The organism is Serratia sp. H402Y, from assembly GCF_051172415.1.
In the GTDB taxonomy this organism is placed as follows: domain Bacteria; phylum Pseudomonadota; class Gammaproteobacteria; order Enterobacterales; family Enterobacteriaceae; genus Serratia; species Serratia ureilytica.
Window position 1 is genome coordinate 1429686 of record NZ_JBPIYZ010000001.1, and the last position, 18623, is coordinate 1448308.

The 18623-nt window shown below is 61.7% G+C and carries 17 protein-coding genes; 6 read left to right on the forward strand and 11 right to left on the reverse strand.

Annotation, left to right across the window (positions count from 1 at the left end; genetic code table 11):
• The first annotated feature begins 1 nt into the window (after position 1).
• Entirely contained in the window at positions 2-856 is an 855-nt protein-coding gene (locus ACSBQS_RS07280) for an aminoglycoside phosphotransferase family protein (RefSeq protein WP_033642940.1), read from the forward strand.
• Here ACSBQS_RS07280 and ACSBQS_RS07285 read toward each other — a convergent pair.
• Together ACSBQS_RS07285 and ACSBQS_RS07290 are read right to left on the reverse strand one after the other, a co-directional pair.
• Complete coding sequence (locus ACSBQS_RS07285) at positions 821-1324, reverse strand: cupin domain-containing protein (RefSeq protein ID WP_033652588.1); 504 nt, start codon at positions 1322-1324, stop codon at positions 821-823. The two genes, ACSBQS_RS07280 and ACSBQS_RS07285, sit on opposite strands and share 36 nt — an antisense overlap.
• Positions 1325-1424: 100 nt before the next feature.
• Entirely contained in the window at positions 1425-2612 is a 1188-nt protein-coding gene (locus ACSBQS_RS07290; protein WP_033652587.1) for a benzoate/H(+) symporter BenE family transporter, read from the reverse strand.
• A gap of 115 nt (positions 2613-2727) precedes the next feature.
• Here ACSBQS_RS07290 and ACSBQS_RS07295 point away from each other — a divergent pair, with 115 nt between their 5' ends.
• Both ACSBQS_RS07295 and ACSBQS_RS07300 read left to right on the forward strand, forming a co-directional pair.
• Positions 2728-3291, forward strand: coding sequence for a helix-turn-helix domain-containing protein (locus ACSBQS_RS07295; RefSeq protein WP_033642943.1), 564 nt, complete (start codon positions 2728-2730; stop codon positions 3289-3291).
• Positions 3292-3485: 194 nt separating this feature from the next.
• Positions 3486-5579 carry a prolyl oligopeptidase family serine peptidase gene (locus ACSBQS_RS07300; RefSeq protein WP_197749786.1) on the forward strand — a complete coding sequence of 698 codons (2094 nt, stop codon included), beginning with the start codon at positions 3486-3488 and terminating at the stop codon, positions 5577-5579.
• Positions 5580-5654: 75 nt separating this feature from the next.
• On the opposite strand, the gene dtpA is transcribed toward ACSBQS_RS07300, so the two are convergent.
• The 5 genes from dtpA to rsxD form a co-directional block, all read right to left on the reverse strand.
• A complete protein-coding gene (gene dtpA / locus ACSBQS_RS07305; RefSeq protein ID WP_033642946.1) occupies positions 5655-7169 on the reverse strand; it encodes a dipeptide/tripeptide permease DtpA in 1515 nt (504 codons plus the stop codon).
• A gap of 604 nt (positions 7170-7773) precedes the next feature.
• A complete protein-coding gene (gene nth, locus ACSBQS_RS07310; RefSeq protein ID WP_019455952.1) occupies positions 7774-8415 on the reverse strand; it encodes an endonuclease III in 642 nt (213 codons plus the stop codon).
• Positions 8415-9113 (reverse strand): electron transport complex subunit E, encoded by a 699-nt coding sequence (locus ACSBQS_RS07315; RefSeq protein ID WP_033642947.1) that lies wholly within the window; start codon positions 9111-9113, stop codon positions 8415-8417. Before ACSBQS_RS07315 ends, nth begins: the two co-directional genes overlap by 1 nt.
• Entirely contained in the window at positions 9110-9739 is a 630-nt protein-coding gene (rsxG, locus tag ACSBQS_RS07320) for an electron transport complex subunit RsxG (protein ID WP_033652583.1), read from the reverse strand. The genes ACSBQS_RS07315 and rsxG overlap by 4 nt, the downstream gene beginning before the upstream one ends.
• A 9-nt stretch (positions 9740-9748) precedes the next feature.
• Positions 9749-10834, reverse strand: coding sequence for an electron transport complex subunit RsxD (gene rsxD / locus ACSBQS_RS07325; protein WP_033652582.1), 1086 nt, complete (start codon positions 10832-10834; stop codon positions 9749-9751).
• Between the two features lie 365 nt (positions 10835-11199).
• On the opposite strand from rsxD, the gene ACSBQS_RS07330 reads away from it, so the two are divergent.
• The gene (locus ACSBQS_RS07330; RefSeq protein WP_033642950.1) at positions 11200-12093 is read left to right on the forward strand and encodes a helix-turn-helix domain-containing protein; all 894 of its coding nucleotides are present in this window, start codon (positions 11200-11202) and stop codon (positions 12091-12093) included.
• Between the two features lie 33 nt (positions 12094-12126).
• Here ACSBQS_RS07330 and rsxC read toward each other — a convergent pair whose 3' ends face one another.
• The 4 genes from rsxC to ACSBQS_RS07350 form a co-directional block, all read right to left on the reverse strand.
• Positions 12127-14556, reverse strand: coding sequence for an electron transport complex subunit RsxC (rsxC, locus tag ACSBQS_RS07335; protein WP_434990102.1), 2430 nt, complete (start codon positions 14554-14556; stop codon positions 12127-12129).
• Positions 14549-15121: an electron transport complex subunit RsxB gene (gene rsxB, locus ACSBQS_RS07340; protein ID WP_004938428.1), complete on the reverse strand. Its 573-nt coding sequence runs from the start codon at positions 15119-15121 to the stop codon at positions 14549-14551. The genes rsxC and rsxB overlap by 8 nt, the downstream gene beginning before the upstream one ends.
• The gene (gene rsxA / locus ACSBQS_RS07345) at positions 15121-15702 is read right to left on the reverse strand and encodes an electron transport complex subunit RsxA (RefSeq protein ID WP_004938443.1); all 582 of its coding nucleotides are present in this window, start codon (positions 15700-15702) and stop codon (positions 15121-15123) included. Before rsxA ends, rsxB begins: the two co-directional genes overlap by 1 nt.
• A gap of 135 nt (positions 15703-15837) precedes the next feature.
• Entirely contained in the window at positions 15838-16278 is a 441-nt protein-coding gene (locus ACSBQS_RS07350) for a DUF2569 domain-containing protein (RefSeq protein ID WP_004938446.1), read from the reverse strand.
• A gap of 224 nt (positions 16279-16502) precedes the next feature.
• On the opposite strand from ACSBQS_RS07350, the gene ACSBQS_RS07355 reads away from it, so the two are divergent.
• Positions 16503-17543, forward strand: coding sequence for an oxidoreductase (locus ACSBQS_RS07355; protein WP_033650498.1), 1041 nt, complete (start codon positions 16503-16505; stop codon positions 17541-17543).
• Between the two features lie 73 nt (positions 17544-17616).
• Positions 17617-18621, forward strand: coding sequence for a bile acid:sodium symporter family protein (locus tag ACSBQS_RS07360; RefSeq protein ID WP_033640474.1), 1005 nt, complete (start codon positions 17617-17619; stop codon positions 18619-18621).
• Positions 18622-18623 lie beyond the last annotated feature (2 nt).

Genomic DNA, 18623 nt, shown 5'->3' on the forward strand with positions numbered 1-18623 from the left:
GATGAACCCGCTTTTTACGCCTTACCTGCAGCGCTGGCGGCTGGAGCAGGACGGCAAAGCCTTCGAAACCCACAGCAGTCTATTGATGCCGGTGCGTTACCGGGGCGCGGCGGCCATGCTGAAGATCGCCCGCGAGCAGGAGGAGCGCTTCGGCGGGCAGCTGATGTGCTGGTGGCGTGGAGAAGGTGCCGCGCAGGTGCTGGCGTGGCACGACGACGGCATTTTGCTGGAGCGCGCGCAGGGCGAAGGGTCGTTGGCGCAGCTGGTGCGTGACGGCGACGATGAACAAGCCACGCAGATCCTGTGCCGGGCGATCGCCGCCTTGCATGCGCCGCGGGCGGCGCCGTTGCCTGAGCTTATCCCGTTGCAGGAGTGGTTCAGCTCGCTGTGGCCTGCGGCCCAGGCGCACGGCGGCATGCTGCGTCTCAGCGCCACGGCGGCGGCGGAGCTGTTGAGCAGCCCGCGAGAAGAAAGCGTGTTGCACGGGGATATCCACCATGACAATGTGCTGGACTTTGGTGCACGCGGTTGGCTGGCGATCGATCCCAAGCGTTTGTACGGTGAACGGGGCTTCGATTACGCCAACATCTTCTGCAATCCCAACTACGGCGTCGCCACCGATCCGGCCATTTTCCATCGCCGCGTGGAACAGGTGTGCCGGTTGGCCGGGCTGGATCGCCGGCGTCTGCTGCAATGGATCCTGGCCTGGTCGGGGCTTTCCGCCGCCTGGTTCATGGAAGACGGGCAGGCGGCGGACATCGATTTTCGCGTCGCGGAACTGGCGGCGCGCGCGCTGGATCTCACGTTGCCGGACGGCGATTCAGGGTTCATCCTGCCAGTAATCGAGCGAGGCTGAAGGACGCTGCAGATAACGCACCTGCTCGCCGTCATTGCCGCGCGCCATCGCCTGGTATTTGCCTGAGTCCGGATACATCACCACTTCCGGCTGTTCGCGCGTGCTGACGGACAGATACTTCAGCGGCGCATCGGAGGTGTTGATGATCTGGTGCGGGTATTCCGGGCCAGGCGGAATGAAAATGACATCCCCACTGACGATCGGCAGCATTTCTCCGGCTACCCGCAGCGTTCCGCTGCCTTCCAGAATGATGAACATTTCCTCCTGAGCGTAGTGAAAATGATAGGGGCAGGAACGCATGCCTGGCGCCACACAATCGAAGGAGGCGCCCAGCTTGTCGGCGGCGGTGCCGGTGCCGAGACGAGCGCCGACGCTGTCATACAGCGGCGGCCGCCGGTCATGCTTCATCTCTACCTGTTCGACATTGCGTATCAAGCGCTGGGCCAACAGCGCGGCTTTCTCGGTCATAAGCTTCCTTGGTGACGGCGTCACTTATTATGTGAATTGACATTCAGACGACAGAGAAAGTGAAGGCGCCACGGCGCCGCTTGTCAATGTAGACCGCCCCTTACGTCACGGTGTTTCGCCGCGGCAGCGACAGCAGCAGATGCGCGATGGCGCCGCCGACAATGCCCCAGAATGCCGAACCGATGCCGAGCAACGTGACGCCGGAGGCGGTGATCAGGAAGGCGATCAGCGCCGCGTCGCGCTGTTTTTCATCATGCAGCGCGCGTTGCAGGCTGCCGCCGATGGTGCCGAGCAGCGCCAGCCCGGCGATGGTGTGGATCAAGGCGACCGGCAACGCGCTGAACAGCAGGCCGATGGCGCCGCCGAACAACCCGGCCAACAAATAGAAGCCGCCGGCGGCCACCGCGCCCATATAGCGCCGCTGTGGATCGGGATGCACGTCCGGCCCCATGCAAATGGCGGCGGTAATGGCGGCGATGCACACCGAGAAACCGCCGAATGGCGCCAGCAGCAGCGCGGTCAGAGCCGTCCAGGCGATCAGCGGTGAGGTGGGGACACGGTAGCCCGCCGCCTGCAGCGTAGCGATCCCGGGGGCGTTCTGTGAAGCCATGGTGACCACGAAGAAGGGCACGCCGATGCCGAGCAGCGTCGGCCAACTGAAATGCGGCGCGATAAATTCCGGCACGGCGACCGCCGGCGCCTGTTGCGCCAGATGGATATCGCCCTGTAGCGCGGCGATCGCCAGCCCAATCGCCAGTGTCAGTACGATGGCATAACGCGGCAGGTAACGGCGGCTGAGCAGATAGGCCAGCCCCATACCGGCGCTGAGGAGGAAATTGAGCTGCAGTGAAGCGAAGGCGTCCAGCCCGAAACGCAGCAGGATCCCCGCCAACATCGCGGCAGAAATCGCCTGCGGAATATAATCCATCAGGCGGGCGAACAGCCCGGTGACGCCGCAGAGCAGGATCAGGCCCGACGCGAAGATGAACACCCCGATCGCCTCATTGATCGGCGTGCCGGGCAGGCTGGTGACCAGCAGCGCCGCTCCTGGCGTCGACCACGCGGTGAGGATCGGGGTGCGATAGTACAGCGAAAGCCCCAGCGAGGTGACGCCCATCGCGATCCCAAGCGTGCTCAGCCAGCCGCCGATCTGCGCCGGCGTGGCGCCTGCGGCGGCGGCGGCCTGGAAAATGATGGCGGCAGAGCTGGTGTAGCCGACCAGAACGGCGACAAAGCCGGCCATGACGGCGGGCAGGGTCAGATGGCGCAAGGAGAGGGCTGGGCGCATGAGGAGCTCCAATCGGTGAGTGTGCGTTATAACGCACGGTAAGAAATCAGCATAGCACCGTGCGCTATAGCGCACAAGCGGGTATAATCGAGCGCGATACGCAGAGGAGAACAGGATGCAGGAACTTGCCGGCCATTTGGCGCACACCCTTCGCACGCTGCGCGCGCAGCGCGGCTGGAGCCTGACGCAGGCGGCGGAATACACCGGCGTCAGCAAGGCGATGCTCGGGCAGATTGAGCGCGGCGAATCCAGCCCGACGGTGGCGACGCTGTGGAAGATCGCCACCGGTTTCAACGTGGCGTTCTCCGCCTTTCTTGAGGCGTCGCCCGCGCAGCAGCAGGCGACGCTGCACCGCTACGGCGAACTGCCGGTGTACGATCAGGACAACGCCGATATGCGCGTGGTGCCGCTGTTTCCCTACGATCGCCAGCTGGGTTTCGACATGTTCGTCATCGATCTCGCGCCGGGCGCGCTCAGCGAATCGTCGCCGCATGAGCCGGGCGTAATTGAGCATGTGATCGTGATCAGCGGCCGGTTGGAATTGGCGATAGACGGCGAGTGGCACAGCCTGGCGGCCGGCGAGGCGATGCGCTTTCAGGCCGATCGGCCGCATGCCTACCGCAACGCCGGTTCACACACGGTGCGCATTCACGATCTGATCCACTATCCTCAATCCTGACTCAACGCGGCGGCCGCGGGCTTTGACTCCGCGCCGCCAAACGCCTACCTTGTTGAAAATGACTCTTATTCCACAGGCTGTCGCCCATGACGAGGCGGCGTTGCAGCCGACTCAAAAGGAGCTTGATTTTGCCGGTCACCAATCGACGTCAGTTTATTAAACTCAGTGCGCAAACCGCAGGAGCCGTATTCGCGATGACTTCATTACCCAACAGTATCCGCCTGGCGATGGCGGCGGAGGGCGGCGCGGCCGCCGGCGATGAATTCCTGTGGCTGGAAGAGCTGCAGGGTAAAAAAGCGCTGCAATGGGTGCAGCAGGAAAATCAGCGCACCGTGGCACGTTTCGGCCAGGGCGAAGACTTTCAGCGCATTGAGCGCGAAGTCCTGGATATCCTCAATAAAGACACCCAGATCCCGTGGGTGAGCAAACGCGGCGAGTACTATTACAACTTCTGGCAGGATCAGGCCAACCCGCGTGGCCTGCTGCGACGCGCCACGCTGGATGAGTACCGCAAGGCCAAACCGGCCTGGGAGACGGTGCTGGATATCGATGCGCTGGGCAAGGCGGAGGGCAAAGATTGGGTTTATCAGGGCTCTCAACCGCTGGCACCGGAATACCGTTATTGCCTGATGCAGCTGTCGCCGGACGGCGGCGACGCCACCGAAATCCGCGAATTCGATCTGGTGGCCAAACGCTTCGTCAAAGACGGCTTTAACGTACCGGTGGCGAAAAGCCGGGTTTCCTGGGTCGATCGGGACACGCTGTTCATCGCCACCGATTTCGGCCCCGGCTCGATGACCCAGTCCGGCTACGCGCGCATCGCCAAACGCTGGCGGCGCGGCACGCCGCTGAGCGCCGCCGAAACGCTGTACGAAGCGCAGCCCGAGGACATGGCGGTCTTCGCCTATCACGACCGCACGCCGGGCTTTGAGCGCGATTTCGTCGGCCGCAGCCTGGACTTCTACCGCCGCGACTATTTCTTGCTGACTCAGGACGGCCGGCAGAAAAAAATCGACATCCCCGCCGACGCCGAGCTGGATACGCATCGGGAATGGCTGCTGATCAAGCCGAGCAGCGATTGGGACGTGGGCGGCAAGCGCTATCCGTCCGGCTCGCTGTTGGCGGCCAATTTCGACGACTATCTGGCGGGCAAGCGCGAGCTGCAGCCGCTGTTTACCCCGACGGCGGAGCAGGCGCTGAGCGGCTACAGCGGCACTCGCGATCACCTGATCCTCAGCATCATGGATAACGTGGTCAACCGACTGGAAGTGCTGACGCCGCAGGGCGGCAGCTGGCAACGTCGCCCGCTGGGCAACCCCGGCGCCATCAGCACCCTTTCCGCCGGCGGCATCGACGACGAGAGCAACGCCTATTTCCTGACGGTCAGCGGGTTCCTGCAGCCGACCTCGCTGTATATGGGCAACCTCGACGGCGGGGAAGCGACGCTGCTGAAACAGGCGCCGCAGGACTTTGACGCCGCCGGCTATCAGGTCAGCCAGCATTACGCGCGCTCCAAGGACGGCACCCGCGTGCCGTATTTCCAGATCGCCGCCAAAGATCTCAAGCTGGACGGCAGCACGCCGACGCTGCTGTACGGCTACGGCGGGTTTGAAGTGCCGCTGCTGCCGGGCTATCTGGGCGGCAAGGCGCCGGCCTGGCTGGAGCGCGGCGGGGTATACGTGGTGGCCAACATTCGGGGCGGCGGTGAATATGGTCCGGCCTGGCATCAGGCGGCGCTCAAGCAGAATCGTCATCGCGCCTATGAGGATTTCGCCGCCGTGGCCGAAGACCTGTTCGCGCGCAAGGTGACTTCCGCGCCGCATCTCGGCGCGCGCGGCGGCAGCAACGGCGGCCTGCTAGTAGGCAATATGCTGACGCTGTATCCGCAGCTGTTCGGCTGCATCGTCTGCGAAGTGCCGCTGTTGGACATGCAGCGCTATACCCAGCTTTCCGCCGGCGCGTCGTGGATCGCCGAATACGGTGACCCGAGCAAGCCGGAGGAATGGGCCTATATCAAAACCTTCTCGCCGTACCACAACATTCAGGCGCAGACGGCCTACCCGCCGGTGCTGTTCTATACCGCCACCAGCGACGATCGTGTCAACCCGGCCCACGCGCGCAAAATGGCGGCGCGCATGCAGGCGATGGGGTATCAGCAGGCTTACTTCTACGAAAATACCGAGGGTGGGCACAGCGCCGCCGCCGACAAGCAACAGGCGGCGTTCCACAGCGCGCTGGTGAGCGAATTCATGTGGGCCAACCTGAGCGGCAAGCGCAAGCCAGCGTAAACACGTTTCTTACGGGCATAAAAAAACGCCGGGGGTTAACCCCGGCGTTTCTATTTACGCTCAATCCACAGGCGATCAGTGAGCCGCCGTGGCTTCCTGCGCTTTCTGATTCAGGTCTTCGCTGGTGTCCAGCGTCATGCGGTACAGTTTCGGCGCGGTCAGCATCATCAGGATGGCGATGACGGCGGTGGCGATGCCGATTTGCATAAACACATGGCTGTAGATGGCCAGTGAAGCGTGCGCGTCGTTGATGTCGCTGGGGACGGCGGTCAGACCGGCGACTTTACCGGCGATCAGCGCCGCGGCGGCGGTGGTCAGGAACCAGGAACCCATGATGAAGCCCATCAGACGCTGCGGCACCAGCTGCGCCACCATCGCCAGACCCAGACCGGAAATCATCAGCTCGCCGATGCTCTGCAGCGCGTAGCTCAGGATCAGCCAGTTGACCGACACGATGCCCTGTTCGTTGGCGAAGCTGGCGCCCCATGGCAGCACCAGGAAGGCGCAGGAACACAGGATCATGCCGAAAGCGAACTTGTGCGGCATCGGCAGACGATCGCCCATCTTGTTATACAACGCGGCCAGAATCGGGCTGGCGAGCATGATCCAGAACGGGTTCAGCGCCTGGTACTGCTCCGGCTCGAAGGCGACGCCGAAGATGCTGTGCTCCACGTTGTGGATGGCGAAGAAGTTCAGCGACGTCGGCATCTGGCTGTACAGCACGAAGAATACCACCGCTTCCAGCATCAGCAGGAAGGCGACGATCATTTTACGGCGTGCGGCGCCATGCAGGGCGAAGGCTTCCTTGGCGAACACGATCACGATCCCGGCGGAGATGAAGGCCAGCGCCCAGCGCGCGATCACCTGGTTGTGCAGCAGCCAGCTGGACACGGCGACCAGCGCCACGATGCCGACCAGCACCATCAGCAGTTTCGGCAGATGCAGCGGCTTGAAGTCAGGCCTGGAGCCGTTTTTCTTCACCCACTTGTGGCACATCATAAAGTTGACCAGGGTGATCAGCATGCCGACCACGCTCAGGGAGAACGCCACGCTCCAGCCGTACTTCGCCGCCAGCCACGGGGTAGCCAGCATGGAGAAGAAGGAACCGATGTTCACCGACATGTAGTACATGGTGAAGGCGCCGTCGATACGCGGGTCGTCTTTCTCATAGCAGGTGGAGAGCAGGGAGGACGGGTTGGCCTTGAACAGGCCGCTGCCCACGGCGATGGTCGCCATGCCCAGGTAGACCCAGAAGATGTCGTGGCCGGAGTAGGCCACCATGGCGTAACCGGCGGCCAGCACCAGCGCGCCGAGCACGATCACGCGTTTGGCGCCCAGCACCTTGTCGCCCAGCCAGCCGCCAATGGCGACGAAGCCATATACCAGGGCGCTGAAAGAAGAGAACAGGGTGATGGAGTCGGCTTCGCTCAGACCGAGCATCTTGACCAGATAAACCGCCATGATGCCTTGCAGGCCGTAATAGCCGAAGCGCTCCCACAGTTCGATCGAGAAGATCAGATAGAATGCTTTCGGTTGTTTGAACGCGTTAAGGCTCACGCTCTCCTGGTGTTGGTTGTTTGCTGTTGACACGGGTACCTCTGTTTTTTCGCAGCCCGTCTTTAGGGGACGGGAAAGTACAAAAGTTGATGCGGAACGGCATCCTTTTGCGTTGTTATAGGATGGGGACGGCGGTTAATGTTCACTATCTTTGTCAACGTGGCAAGCAGTTTGTCATATTCGGTTACATTTAACGCCGGCAGGATTATGCCGCGATGTTGCAAATGTTATGCAGTATTAACTTTGGGCTTTTAGTGGTTTATCGATTTTTTGTTTTGATTAAAAGCTATACGAATTTTAAACAGGGATATATTCTGCTGAATTGCTATTTTTTAGCGCATCAGTGTACGTGAGGTTATTAATCCGTTGGAATGTTGTGTATATGGCGCGATTTGTAAAATTATAGAAATTTAGGAAAACGGGGCTGGCATTTGTGAACGCCTTGTGATCCCGAAAGCGTGACGTTCACCGCAATTTTCGACTAATTTTTTGCTTGAAAATAACGCAGCGATGGGTTTCTTACTGAAAACCGCGATAACGCCGGGGTTACTGCTGCGCGATATCACATTTTTGATAAAAAAGCGGCGTTGGCGAGGGAAGAGGACGCGGCGGGTGCGGTTTGCCGCACCCAACGGACTCAGGATTCCGGATAAACCTTTTCTTTATATTCGCACAGGTCTTCGATGATGCAGGAGCCGCAGCGCGGTTTGCGCGCGATGCAGGTGTAGCGGCCGTGCAGGATCAGCCAGTGATGGCAATCGACCTTGAATTCGGCGGGCACCACCTTCAACAGTTTCTCCTCCACCTGATCGACGTTCTTGCCAGGCGCAAAGTGGGTGCGGTTGCACACCCGGAAGATATGGGTGTCCACGGCGATGGTCGCCCAGCCGAAGGCGGTGTTGAGCACCACGTTGGCGGTTTTGCGGCCAACGCCCGGCAGCGCCTCCAGCGCGGCGCGATCTTCCGGCACTTCGCCGCCGTGCAGCTCCAGCAGCATGCGGCAGGTCTTGATCACGTTTTCGGCCTTGCTGTTGAACAGACCGATGGTCTTGATGTACTCCTTGACGCCATCAACCCCCAGCGCCAGCATGGCGGCGGGGGTGTTGGCGACCGGATAGAGTTTGGCGGTCGCCTTGTTGACGCTCACGTCGGTGGCCTGCGCAGACAGCAATACCGCGATCAGCAGCTCAAATGGCGTGGTGTACACCAGCTCGGTGGTCGGATGCGGATTGTTGTCGCGCAGCCGGGTCAGAATTTCCAGTCGCTTCTGCTTGTTCATCAGGCCTTCTCAGCACGTCCTTGTTCCAGCAGCGGTTCCGCCGCCACGGCGCGGGCTTTGCGCGCCTTCATTCTTTCGTCGATCAGATACTTGACCGCCAACAGCAGGCCCAGGCCGATAAAGGCGCCTGGCGGCAGCATGGCCAGCAGGAACGGGCTGTCGAAGTGCACCACTTCGATGCGCAGCGATTTGGCCCAGCCGCCCAGCAGTTGATCGGCGCCGTCGAAAAGCGTGCCGTTGCCCAGCAGCTCGCGCATTGAACCCAGCGTCACCATGACGCCGGTGGCGCCGAGGCCGATGGCCATGCCGTCCAGCGCCGAGAGGCCGACCGGTTTCTTGGCGGCCACCGCTTCGGCGCGTCCCACGACGATGCAGTTGGTCACGATCAACGGAATAAAAATGCCGAGCGACTGATACAGACCGAAGGCATAGGCGTTGATCAGCATCTGCACGATGCTCACCACCGCAGCGATGATCATGACGTAGATAGGAATACGCACTTCGCTTGGCACCCAGCGGCGCACCGCGGAGATGGAGGCGTTGGTGAGCGTCAGCACCAGCGTGGTGGCCAGCCCCAGGCCCAGCGCGTTGGTGACGGTGGAGGTCACCGCCAGCAGCGGGCACATGCCCAGCAGCTGCACCAGGGCGGAGTTGTTCTTCCACAACCCCTGGACGATCAATTCTTTGGCTTCACTCATTCGCTGGCTCCACACGCAGGTAAGCTTTCAAGTTTAGGCGGCAGCGTTTCCATATACAACGCAGTGCGGCGCACCGCATTGACCACCGCACGCGGGGTGATGGTGGCGCCGGTGAATTGGTCGAACATGCCGCCATCTTTCTTCACCGCCCAGCGTTTGTCGTCCGGGCCTTCGATTTTCTTGCCGCTGAAGAAGGAAATCCAGTCGGAAATGCGCAGTTCGATCTTGTCGCCCAGCCCCGGGGTTTCATGGTGTTCAATCACCCGGGTGCCGAGTACCGTGCCGTTGAAATCGGCACCGACCAGCAGCTTGATGGCGCCGGAGTAACCGTCCGGCGCGGTGGTTTCCAGCGCGGCGGCGGTCGGTTGCCCGTTTTTGCGCGCCAGGTATAAACGGTGTGGCGCGCCGTCGCCCAGCGCCGGATCGCTGACCAGGAAGCATTCGTTCTGCATGACGTTGTCGTAATTTTCCGGCGGCACCACCTGATCGAGCAGGGCTTTTTGCTGCAGCGCCGCCTGATGCGCGATGGTGGTTTTCGTCAGGGCGTAGACCACGGCGGTGAGGCCGGTGGTGACCGCCGCAAACACCGCCAGCGTGGTGCCGTGCTTTCTCATGGAATTCAGCATGGCGGCTCCTTAGCGATGGCCGTACACGCGCGGCTGCGTGTAGTGGTCGATTAACGGGACGGTGATGTTGGCGAGCAGCACAGCAAAGGCCACGCCGTCAGGGTAGCCGCCATAAACGCGGATCAGCCAGACCAGCACGCCGATCAGCGCACCGTAGATTAAACGGCCCTTCGGCGTGGTGGAGGCGCTGACCGGGTCGGTGGCGATAAAGAACGCGCCCAGCATGCTGGCGCCGGAGAACAGGTGGATCAGCGGCGAAGCCTGATGCGCCGGATCGAGCCACCAGGCCAGACCGGAGCAGAAGGCGATAGCGGCCAACATGCTGAAGGGTATCTGCCAGTGGATCAGGCGGCGCGCCAGCATAAACAGGCCGCCGGCCAGAAAGCCGAGGTTGACCCACTGCCAGCCGATGCCCGCCAGCGCGCCGCCGAACAGCGGCTGCTGCAACACTTGTTCAACGCTGTGGCCGCTGCGCAAACCGGTTTTGAAGCCGTCGAGCGGTGTAGCCTGGCTGATGCCGTCAACGCCCATCTGCAATTCGTGCAGCGTCGCGCCCTGAGCGGTATGGCCGCTGAAAATGGCCAGCAGCGTGTCGTGGAACGACAGCGCGGTGGCGCGCAGCTCATCCGGCGGCAACCAGCTGGTCATCTGCACCGGGAAGGAGATCAGCAGCACCACGTAACCGACCATCGCCGGATTGAACGGGTTCTGCCCAAGGCCGCCGTACAGCTGTTTGGCGATGACGATGGCGAAGAAGGTGCCGATGACGATCATCCACCACGGGGCCAGCGGCGGCAGGCTGATGCCGAGCAGCAGCGCGGTCAGCAGGGCGGAGTTGTCCGCCAGCCGGCTGCGCACCGGCAGCTTGCGCAGCCTGAGGATCGCGCCTTCTGCGGCCAGCGCGACGATCGCCGCCAGCGCCACCTGAATCAGCACGCCGTAACCGAAGAACCAAATCTGTGCTGCGATGCCGGGAATGCAGGCCAACATCACCCACAGCATAATGCGGCTGGTGCTTTGCTGGTTGTGGGTGAACGGCGAGCTGGCGATGTGTAAGCCTTTGGCGGCTGTGGGTGATACCGGCCTGAACTTCATAGAGTAACGATACCTTCTGCGCCGCGCCTGCGGCAGTTTCGATGCGCCGAATTGCGGGCGCGGCAAAAATAATAGCCGAGCATTCTACCTGATTCGATGCGAGGGTAATACGCCTTAATGATAGGGGTATTCGGCTTTTCGCACCCGTTGAGATCGGCGTGGCGCGATTTGATTTTTTTTTGGCCGGAAAATGGGCTAACGTGAGGAATTGTCTGTGGAACTTGTGCCGCCATCGCCCCTGAGAAATGGGGTAACCGTATGAATGAAATATCATTTTTGTCCAGATTTCCGCACAAAATAACAACTTTCACATAATACGTGTAGGTTACTATCGCGAACATTATTGAGTCAGTGAATCCATAATAATGACAAATGAAGACATTTTTTTTATTGAAGAGCTAATTGAGTGGGTGGAGATACATCTGGAGAAACGGCCAAACCTGGATGAAGTTGCGCGTATTTCGGGCTACTCCAAGTGGCATCTGCAGCGTAAATTCAAGCGTATTACCGGCATTCAACTCGCCACCTATATCCGCTCGCGCATCTTGACGCGCGCCGCGGTGGCGCTGCGCATCACCCGTCGCTCCATCATCGACATCTCCGATGAGCTGGGCTTCGACTCGCAGCAGACCTTTACTCGCATGTTCAAGCAGCGCTTCGGCACCACGCCCAATCGCTACCGCTCGATGGAGCACTGGGACGTGAAAAACCTGATGCCGCGCTTTAACTTCGAAGCCAGCTACGGCGCGGGATATTATCCGGAAGTGAAGCGGCTGACGCTGCCCGAGATGCAGCTGGTCGGCTTCTCGCGCCGGCTGGATTTCGCCTCCGAACAAGAGCTGGAGTACGCGTCCTGCATGGCGATGAAGGACGAGATTTTCAATGACTTCTTCAAGGGGTTGCACGTCGACTGCCGGCGAATTTACAGCATTTATTGCCCGCAGGCCGGGGAAGGCGACGAGCTGTCGTCCACGCTGGTGATGGCGGTCGATCCTGAACATAAAAAGGACATTCTTTCCAATCATCAGATAGACACCATCCATCTGCCGAGCCGCGAGTTTATCTCCATCAACCATAAGGGCACGGCGAAGGAGTGTCTGCAGTTTTTCGGTTATCTGGTGTCGCATGTGATGCCGGGGCTGAAGGATAAGGTGCGCGGCAGTATGGAAATGGAGATCATTCAAACCAAAGAGTGGAACCCGGAGTCCAAACTGCGTCAGATTGAAGTGGACTACACCTATCTGATCTCTATCGATTAAACGGCGCCCGGCGTAGGCCAGGCGCCGCCGTCATCATTTGTCTTCCGTTTCCGCCGCCAGCGATTCTCTGGCGGCTTTTTTGGCTTTGGCGCGGGCGATAGCCGCCGCGACCGCCGCCTTGCGCGGATCTTCTTCGGCGTCAGCCGGAGCCGGTTCTGTCTCAGCCGGAGCGTCCGCCTGCTGCGCCGCTTTTTTGGCTTTGGCGCGGGCGATAGCCGCCGCGACCGCCGCTTTGCGCGGATCTTCTTCGGCGGTAGCCGGAGCCGGTTCTGTCTCGGCCGGAGCGTCCGCCTGCTGCGCCGCTTTCTTGGCCTTCACGCGAGCCAGGGCGGCGGCGACTGCCGCTTTACGCGGATCTTCTTCTGTCGCGGCAGCCGGAGCCGGTTCTGTCTCAGCGGGAGTGTCCGCCTGCTGCGCCGCTTTCTTGGCCTTCACGCGAGCCAGGGCGGCGGCGACTGCCGCTTTACGCGGATCTTCTTCGGCGGTAGCCGGAGCCGGTTCTGTCTCGGCCGGAGCGTCCGCCTGCTGCGCCGCTTTCTTGGCTTTGGCGCGGGCGATAGCCGCCGCGACCGCCGCTTTGCGCGGATCTTCTTCGGCGGTAGCCGGAGCCGGTTCTGTCTCAGCGGGAGCGTCCGCCTGCTGCGCCGCTTTCTTGGCCTTCACGCGAGCCAGGGCGGCGGCGACTGCCGCTTTACGCGGATCGTCCTCTGTCGCGGCATGGGCGGTGATGTCTGCGGCCGGTGCCTCTTTGCGCGCCTTCACGCGGGCCAGCGCCGCGGCCACGGCGGCCTTACGCGCGTCGTCGCCTGAGGTTGCCGGCGAGGCTTGTTCCGCTTCGGCCGCCAACTGGGCGCGCCGTTCACGCGCCTGCGCTTTACGCGCTTCGCGGGCGGCGATCATCTCGCTGTTGTCCGGCTGCTGGCCGTCGACCGGCGTAACCGCCGCTTCGGCATTCTTGCTGCGTACGCGCGCCAGTGCGGCCTGTACCGCCCCCTGATCGTCGTCGGTCAGTTTGACGGCGGCCTTTTTGTGCCGCTCTTCGCGCGCCAGTTTCTCGCGCTCCAGACGCGCCAGCTTGGCCTCGTAACGCGCCTTGGCCTCGGCGGTGCGCGCCGCTTCCAGATCGATAGCCTTGATTTCGGCCTTTTCCTGCCGGTAGTACTGTACCAGCGGGATATTGCTGGGGCAGACGAACGCGCAGGCGCCGCATTCGATGCAGTCGAACAGGTTGTGGTTGCGCGCCTTGTCGTGCTCCTGCCCGCGGCTGAACCAGTACAGCTGTTGCGGCAACAGCCCGGCAGGGCAAGCGTCCACGCACAGGCCGCAGCGGATGCAGGATTGCTCGGGTTCCTGCGGCGTCATTTCATCCACCGTCGGCGCCAGAATGCAGTTGCTGATCTTGACGATCGGCACGTTCAGCGCGGGCAGGGTAAAGCCCATCAGCGGGCCGCCCATCACCACCATCTGCTGCGCCTGCGGACGGAAACCGACGAAATCAAGCAGGTGCTGCACCGGCGTGCCGATGCGTGCCCACAGGTTGCCAGGGCGCTCGACCGCCTCGCCGGTCAGGGTCACCACGCGCTCAATCAACGGTTCGCCGTCGACGATCGCCCGCTTGATGGCGAAGGCGGTGCCGACGTTTTGCATCAGCACGCCGATAGCGGAGGAGTGCTTGCCGTGCGGCACTTCCTTGCCGGTCAAAATCTTGGTCAGCTGCTTGGCGCCGCCGGACGGGTATTTGGTGGGGATGACGCGCAGGGCAATGCCGGGCTGGCCGCGCAACGCGTGTTTCAGCGCCGCGATCGCCTCCGGCTTGTTGTCTTCGATCCCGATCAGCGTGACCTTGGGCTGCAAAATGTGTTGCAGGATCTGCGTGCCTTCAACGATCTGATCGGCATGTTCCTGCATCAGGCGATCGTCGGCGGTGATGTAAGGTTCGCACTCGGCGGCGTTGAGGATCAGCGTTTCCACGCCGCTCATGCCGCCTTGCAGTTTACTGGCGGTCGGGAAACCGGCGCCGCCCAGACCGGCGATGCCGGCCTGATGAATACGTTGAATCAGCTCCGCGGCGGGCGATTGGCGGTAATCCGCCACCGGCTCGCGCTCGCACCAGCGGTCTTCGCCGTCTGCCTCGATAATCACGCACAGCTCCGACAGCCCGGAAGGGTGAGCGGTGATGTGCGGCGTGATGGCGCTAACGGTGCCCGAGGTCGGGGCGTGCACCGGCACGGTGCGCCCGCGGCCGACGGTCAGCGGCTGGCCTTTCAACACCCGATCGCCGGCGTTGACGCACAGTTCGCCTTCCGGCCCCAGATGCTGCTGCAGCGGAATGATAAAGGTCTTGGGCAGAGGGGCGACACGCAGCGGCGCGCCGCTCGACTGAGTCTTCATTTCCGGTGGATGGATCCCGCCGTCGAAATCCCAGATCCGGTCTTTTTTAAAGGCGGCGAACAGATTAAGCATGTTGCTCCACGTGGATCACTTGCACCGGGATCGTCTTCATGTCCCACTTCCAGTTGGCGGTGGTGGTGGCGACCGGTCTCATTTCAATACAGTCGGTAGGGCAAGGGGCGACGCACAGATCGCAGCCGGTACAGAGGTCGGTAATGACGGTATGCATGGCGCGGGTGGCACCGACGATGGCGTCAACCGGGCAAGCCTGAATGCACTTGGTGCAGCCGATGCAGTTGGCCTCGTCGATATAGGCCACTTTACGCTCCGGCTCGGCGGCGGCTTCGCTGCCCAGCGGCTGCGGCTCCACGTTGAGCAGCTCCGCCAGTTTCAGCATCACCTGTTCGCCGCCCGGCGCGCATTTGTTGATCATCTCGCCGTTGGCCACCGCCTCGGCATAGGGGCGACAGCCGGGGTAGCCGCACTGGCCGCACTGGCTCTGTGGCAAGATCGCGTCGACCTGCTCGGCGACCGGATCCTCTTCCACCTCAAAACGGCGCGCGGCGTAGCCCAGCACCAGTCCGAACAGCAGCCCGAGCGCGCTCAAAGCCGCGATAGCTATCCACAACGCAGTCATTAGAATTTCACCAGCCCGGTAAAGCCCATAAAGGCCAGCGACATCAGCCCGGCGGTGATCAGTGCGATCGAGGAGCCGCGGAACGGCGCCGGCACGTCGGCCACCGCCAGACGTTCGCGAATGGCGGCGAACAGCACCATCACCAGCGAGAAACCGGCGGCGGCGCTGAAACCGTAAACGGCGGACTGCAGGAAGTTATAACCGAGGTTGACGTTAAGCAACGCCACGCCCAGCACCGCGCAGTTGGTGGTGATCAGCGGCAGGAAGATGCCCAGCAGGCGATAGAGCGCCGGGCTGGTTTTGCGCACCACCATCTCGGTGAACTGCACCACCACGGCGATCACCAAAATGAAGGAGAGCGTGCGCAGGTACACCAGGTCCAGCGGAACCAGAATAAAGGTGTTGATCACCCAGGCGCTGACGGAGGCCAGCGTCATGACGAAGGTGGTGGCCATTCCCATGCCGATGGCGCTTTCCAGCTTCTTGGAAACGCCGAGGAACGGGCACAGGCCAAGAAACTTCACCAGAACGAAGTTGTTCACCAGTACGGTGCCGACAAACAGGAGCAGGTATTCGGTCATTGCGATGCCTAAAAAAATAAAAGCCGCCTATTATCGGGAATCGGCGGCCGGACGACAACATATGAATCGCAGGGGTATTGCCTTTTTTGGTGAAAATTTACACAAATCACCCAATAAAACGTGCTGCAATCGCCTTTAACGTTCGGTAAAGGTCCCTTTGACCCGCTGCGAACGCTTAATGTAAGGCACCAGCAGCGCCGCCATCAGCAGCGGCCAGCCGAGGCTGCGCACCGCCACTTCATCCGGCACCGGCGCGAAGGCGAAGGCTTTCACCGCCAGGATCACCGTGATCAGCAGCCATAACAAGAACAGTTTAGGGAAGCGCTGCGACCGCTGGCAAAACAGAAACACCAGCCACAGGGTGAAGCCCCACATCAAGAGCGTGGTCAACACCGAAAAGTACCATTGCAGGGTAAACGCCTGGGCGTTGGTCAACAGATAGTCGCGCGACTCGGGCATGAAGATCGCCATGGCGTACAGGAGCAGCATCAGGCTGGCGCTGAGCAGGGTGACGATCAGATAGGCCAGCGGGGCCAGCAACCAACCGCCGATACGAGAGTATTCAGCTTGAGACATAAAACGGCTTCCTGATTGAATCGGGGATCACAGGCGGCATAGCTTAGCGGGTAATACCGGCTTCGTCATCCCTATCAACCGGATAGCTCGGCGTCGCGGGGCCGGGCCGCACGTTTGGCTACTCCGACCCCGCTTCGAATTAACATCTCATTTACTTCTTGTTCCAGCCGTCCGCATGGTGTCAAATCGAAAGGGTGTGTCGTGAGCCTGCAAGAGGAAATCCCATGGCTGAGAAAATTCGTGTCGGGCTGGTCGGTTACGGCTACGCCGGCAAAACCTTTCATGCGCCGCTGATCGCCGGTACGCCCGGGCTGGAGCTGGCCGCCGTTTCCAGCAGCGATGCCGGCAAAGTGCGCGCGGACTGGCCGTCGATGACGGTGGTGGGCGATGCGCAGGCGCTGTTCGCCGATCCGGCCCTCGATCTGATCGTGATTCCTACCCCCAACGATACCCATTTCCCGCTGGCGCAACAGGCGCTGGCCGCCGGCAAGCACGTGGTCGTGGACAAACCGTTTACCGTGACATTGTCACAAGCTCAGGCGCTGCAGCAACAGGCGCAGCAGAGCGGTTTGCTGTTGTCGGTGTTCCACAACCGTCGCTGGGACAGCGATTTCCTGACCCTCAAAGCGCTGCTGAACGACGGTTCGCTGGGCGAGGTGGTGTACTTCGAGTCGCACTTTGATCGTTACCGGCCACAGGTGCGTCAGCGCTGGCGCGAACAGGGCGGCGTCGGCAGCGGCATCTGGTTCGACTTGGGGCCGCATCTGCTCGATCAGGCGCTGCAACTCTTCGGCAAACCCGAGCGGCTGTTTGTCGATTTGGGTGAGCTGCGGCCGGGGGCGCAGGCGGTGGACTATTTCCACGCGCTGCTGAGCTATGGCGATCGCCGTGTGGTGCTGCACGCCAGCATGCTGGCGGCGGCGGAGAGCCCGCGCTATGTGGTGCACGGCACCCGCGGCAGCTATGTCAAATACGGCCTGGATCCGCAGGAAGACCGGCTGAAGGCCGGCGAACGCTTGCCGCAGGCCGACTGGGGCTATGACATGCGCGAGGGTGTAGTGACGCTGTCACGTGGCGACCTGCTGGCGGAACAGCCGCTGCTCAATATTCCCGGCAACTACCCGGCTTATTACGCGGCGGTGCGCGACGCGATTGCCGGCATAGGCGAAAATCCGGTGCCGGCCGCCGACGCCATCGCGGTGATGGCATTGATCGAACTGGGGCTGGAATCGGCCCGGCTGCAGCAGGCGCTGCCGGTGGTCTGATCCCGCCCACTTTTCTGTGGCCCGGCGCAACGTCGGGCCTTTTTACGACTCTACGTGCAAGGAAATCCGTTTCATGTCCTGGTTGCAGCGTTTGCGCATTGATAAATTTTTGCTGGTTCTGATTTTGGTGGTGATCGTCGCCTCGCTGTTCCCCTGCGAAGGCATCTGGAAAACCTTCTTTGAACACCTGACCACCGCCGCCATCGCGCTGCTGTTCTTTATGCACGGCGCCAAGCTGTCGCGTGAGGCGATCATCGCCGGCATGAGTCACTGGAAGCTGCATCTGCTGGTGTTCCTCAGCACCTTTGCGCTGTTCCCGCTGCTCGGGCTGGCGATGAACCTGTTGGTGCCGGGCATCATGACGCCGACGGTCTATCTCGGCTTCCTCTATCTGTGCGCGCTGCCGGCCACGGTGCAGTCGGCCATCGCCTTTACGTCGGCGGCGGGCGGCAACGTGGCGGCGGCGATCTGCAGCGCCTCGGCGTCGAGCATTCTCGGCGTGTTCCTGTCGCCGCTGCTGGTGGGGGCGTTGATGCATACTCAGGGCGGTAATACCGACGTGCTGCACGCCATCGGTTCAATCATTTTGCAATTGATGGTGCCGTTCGTGATCGGCCACCTGGCGCGGCCATTGATCGGCAAGTGGATCGATCGCCATCGCAAATTGATCAACCTGACCGACCGTTCGTCGATCCTGCTGGTGGTGTATACCGCGTTCAGCGCGGCGGTGGTGGAAGGGATTTGGCATCGCATCGACGGCTGGTCGCTGCTGACCATCCTGGTGATGTCGCTGGTGCTGCTGACGGTGGTGCTGGTGATCAACACCTACGCGGCGCGCTGGCTGGGCTTTAACACCGCCGATGAAATCACCATCGTCTTCTGCGGTTCGAAAAAGAGCCTGGCGAACGGCATCCCGATGGCCAACGTGCTGTTCCCGGCCGCGGCGGTGGGCGCCATGGTGCTGCCGCTGATGATTTTCCACCAGGTTCAGCTGATGGTGTGCGCGGTGCTGGCGCAGCGCTATGCGCGTAAAACCGCTAAACAGCGGGCCGAGGCGGAGGCGCTGGCGGCCAAATAGGC

Bases quoted from the DNA above. Each gene is read 5' to 3' on its own strand.
- ACSBQS_RS07280 (WP_033642940.1), top strand. From the start codon at position 2: ATGAACCCGCTTTTTACGCCTTACCTGCAGCGCTGGCGGCTGGAGCAG.
- ACSBQS_RS07285 (WP_033652588.1), bottom strand. From the start codon at position 1,324: ATGACCGAGAAAGCCGCGCTGTTGGCCCAGCGCTTGATACGCAATGTC.
- ACSBQS_RS07290 (WP_033652587.1), bottom strand. From the start codon at position 2,612: ATGCGCCCAGCCCTCTCCTTGCGCCATCTGACCCTGCCCGCCGTCATG.
- ACSBQS_RS07295 (WP_033642943.1), top strand. From the start codon at position 2,728: ATGCAGGAACTTGCCGGCCATTTGGCGCACACCCTTCGCACGCTGCGC.
- ACSBQS_RS07300 (WP_197749786.1), top strand. From the start codon at position 3,486: ATGACTTCATTACCCAACAGTATCCGCCTGGCGATGGCGGCGGAGGGC.
- nth (WP_019455952.1), bottom strand. From the start codon at position 8,415: ATGAACAAGCAGAAGCGACTGGAAATTCTGACCCGGCTGCGCGACAAC.
- ACSBQS_RS07315 (WP_033642947.1), bottom strand. From the start codon at position 9,113: ATGAGTGAAGCCAAAGAATTGATCGTCCAGGGGTTGTGGAAGAACAAC.
- rsxG (WP_033652583.1), bottom strand. From the start codon at position 9,739: ATGCTGAATTCCATGAGAAAGCACGGCACCACGCTGGCGGTGTTTGCG.
- rsxD (WP_033652582.1), bottom strand. From the start codon at position 10,834: ATGAAGTTCAGGCCGGTATCACCCACAGCCGCCAAAGGCTTACACATC.
- ACSBQS_RS07330 (WP_033642950.1), top strand. From the start codon at position 11,200: ATGACAAATGAAGACATTTTTTTTATTGAAGAGCTAATTGAGTGGGTG.
- rsxC (WP_434990102.1), bottom strand. From the start codon at position 14,556: ATGCTTAATCTGTTCGCCGCCTTTAAAAAAGACCGGATCTGGGATTTC.
- rsxB (WP_004938428.1), bottom strand. From the start codon at position 15,121: ATGACTGCGTTGTGGATAGCTATCGCGGCTTTGAGCGCGCTCGGGCTG.
- rsxA (WP_004938443.1), bottom strand. From the start codon at position 15,702: ATGACCGAATACCTGCTCCTGTTTGTCGGCACCGTACTGGTGAACAAC.
- ACSBQS_RS07350 (WP_004938446.1), bottom strand. From the start codon at position 16,278: ATGTCTCAAGCTGAATACTCTCGTATCGGCGGTTGGTTGCTGGCCCCG.
- ACSBQS_RS07355 (WP_033650498.1), top strand. From the start codon at position 16,503: ATGGCTGAGAAAATTCGTGTCGGGCTGGTCGGTTACGGCTACGCCGGC.
- ACSBQS_RS07360 (WP_033640474.1), top strand. From the start codon at position 17,617: ATGTCCTGGTTGCAGCGTTTGCGCATTGATAAATTTTTGCTGGTTCTG.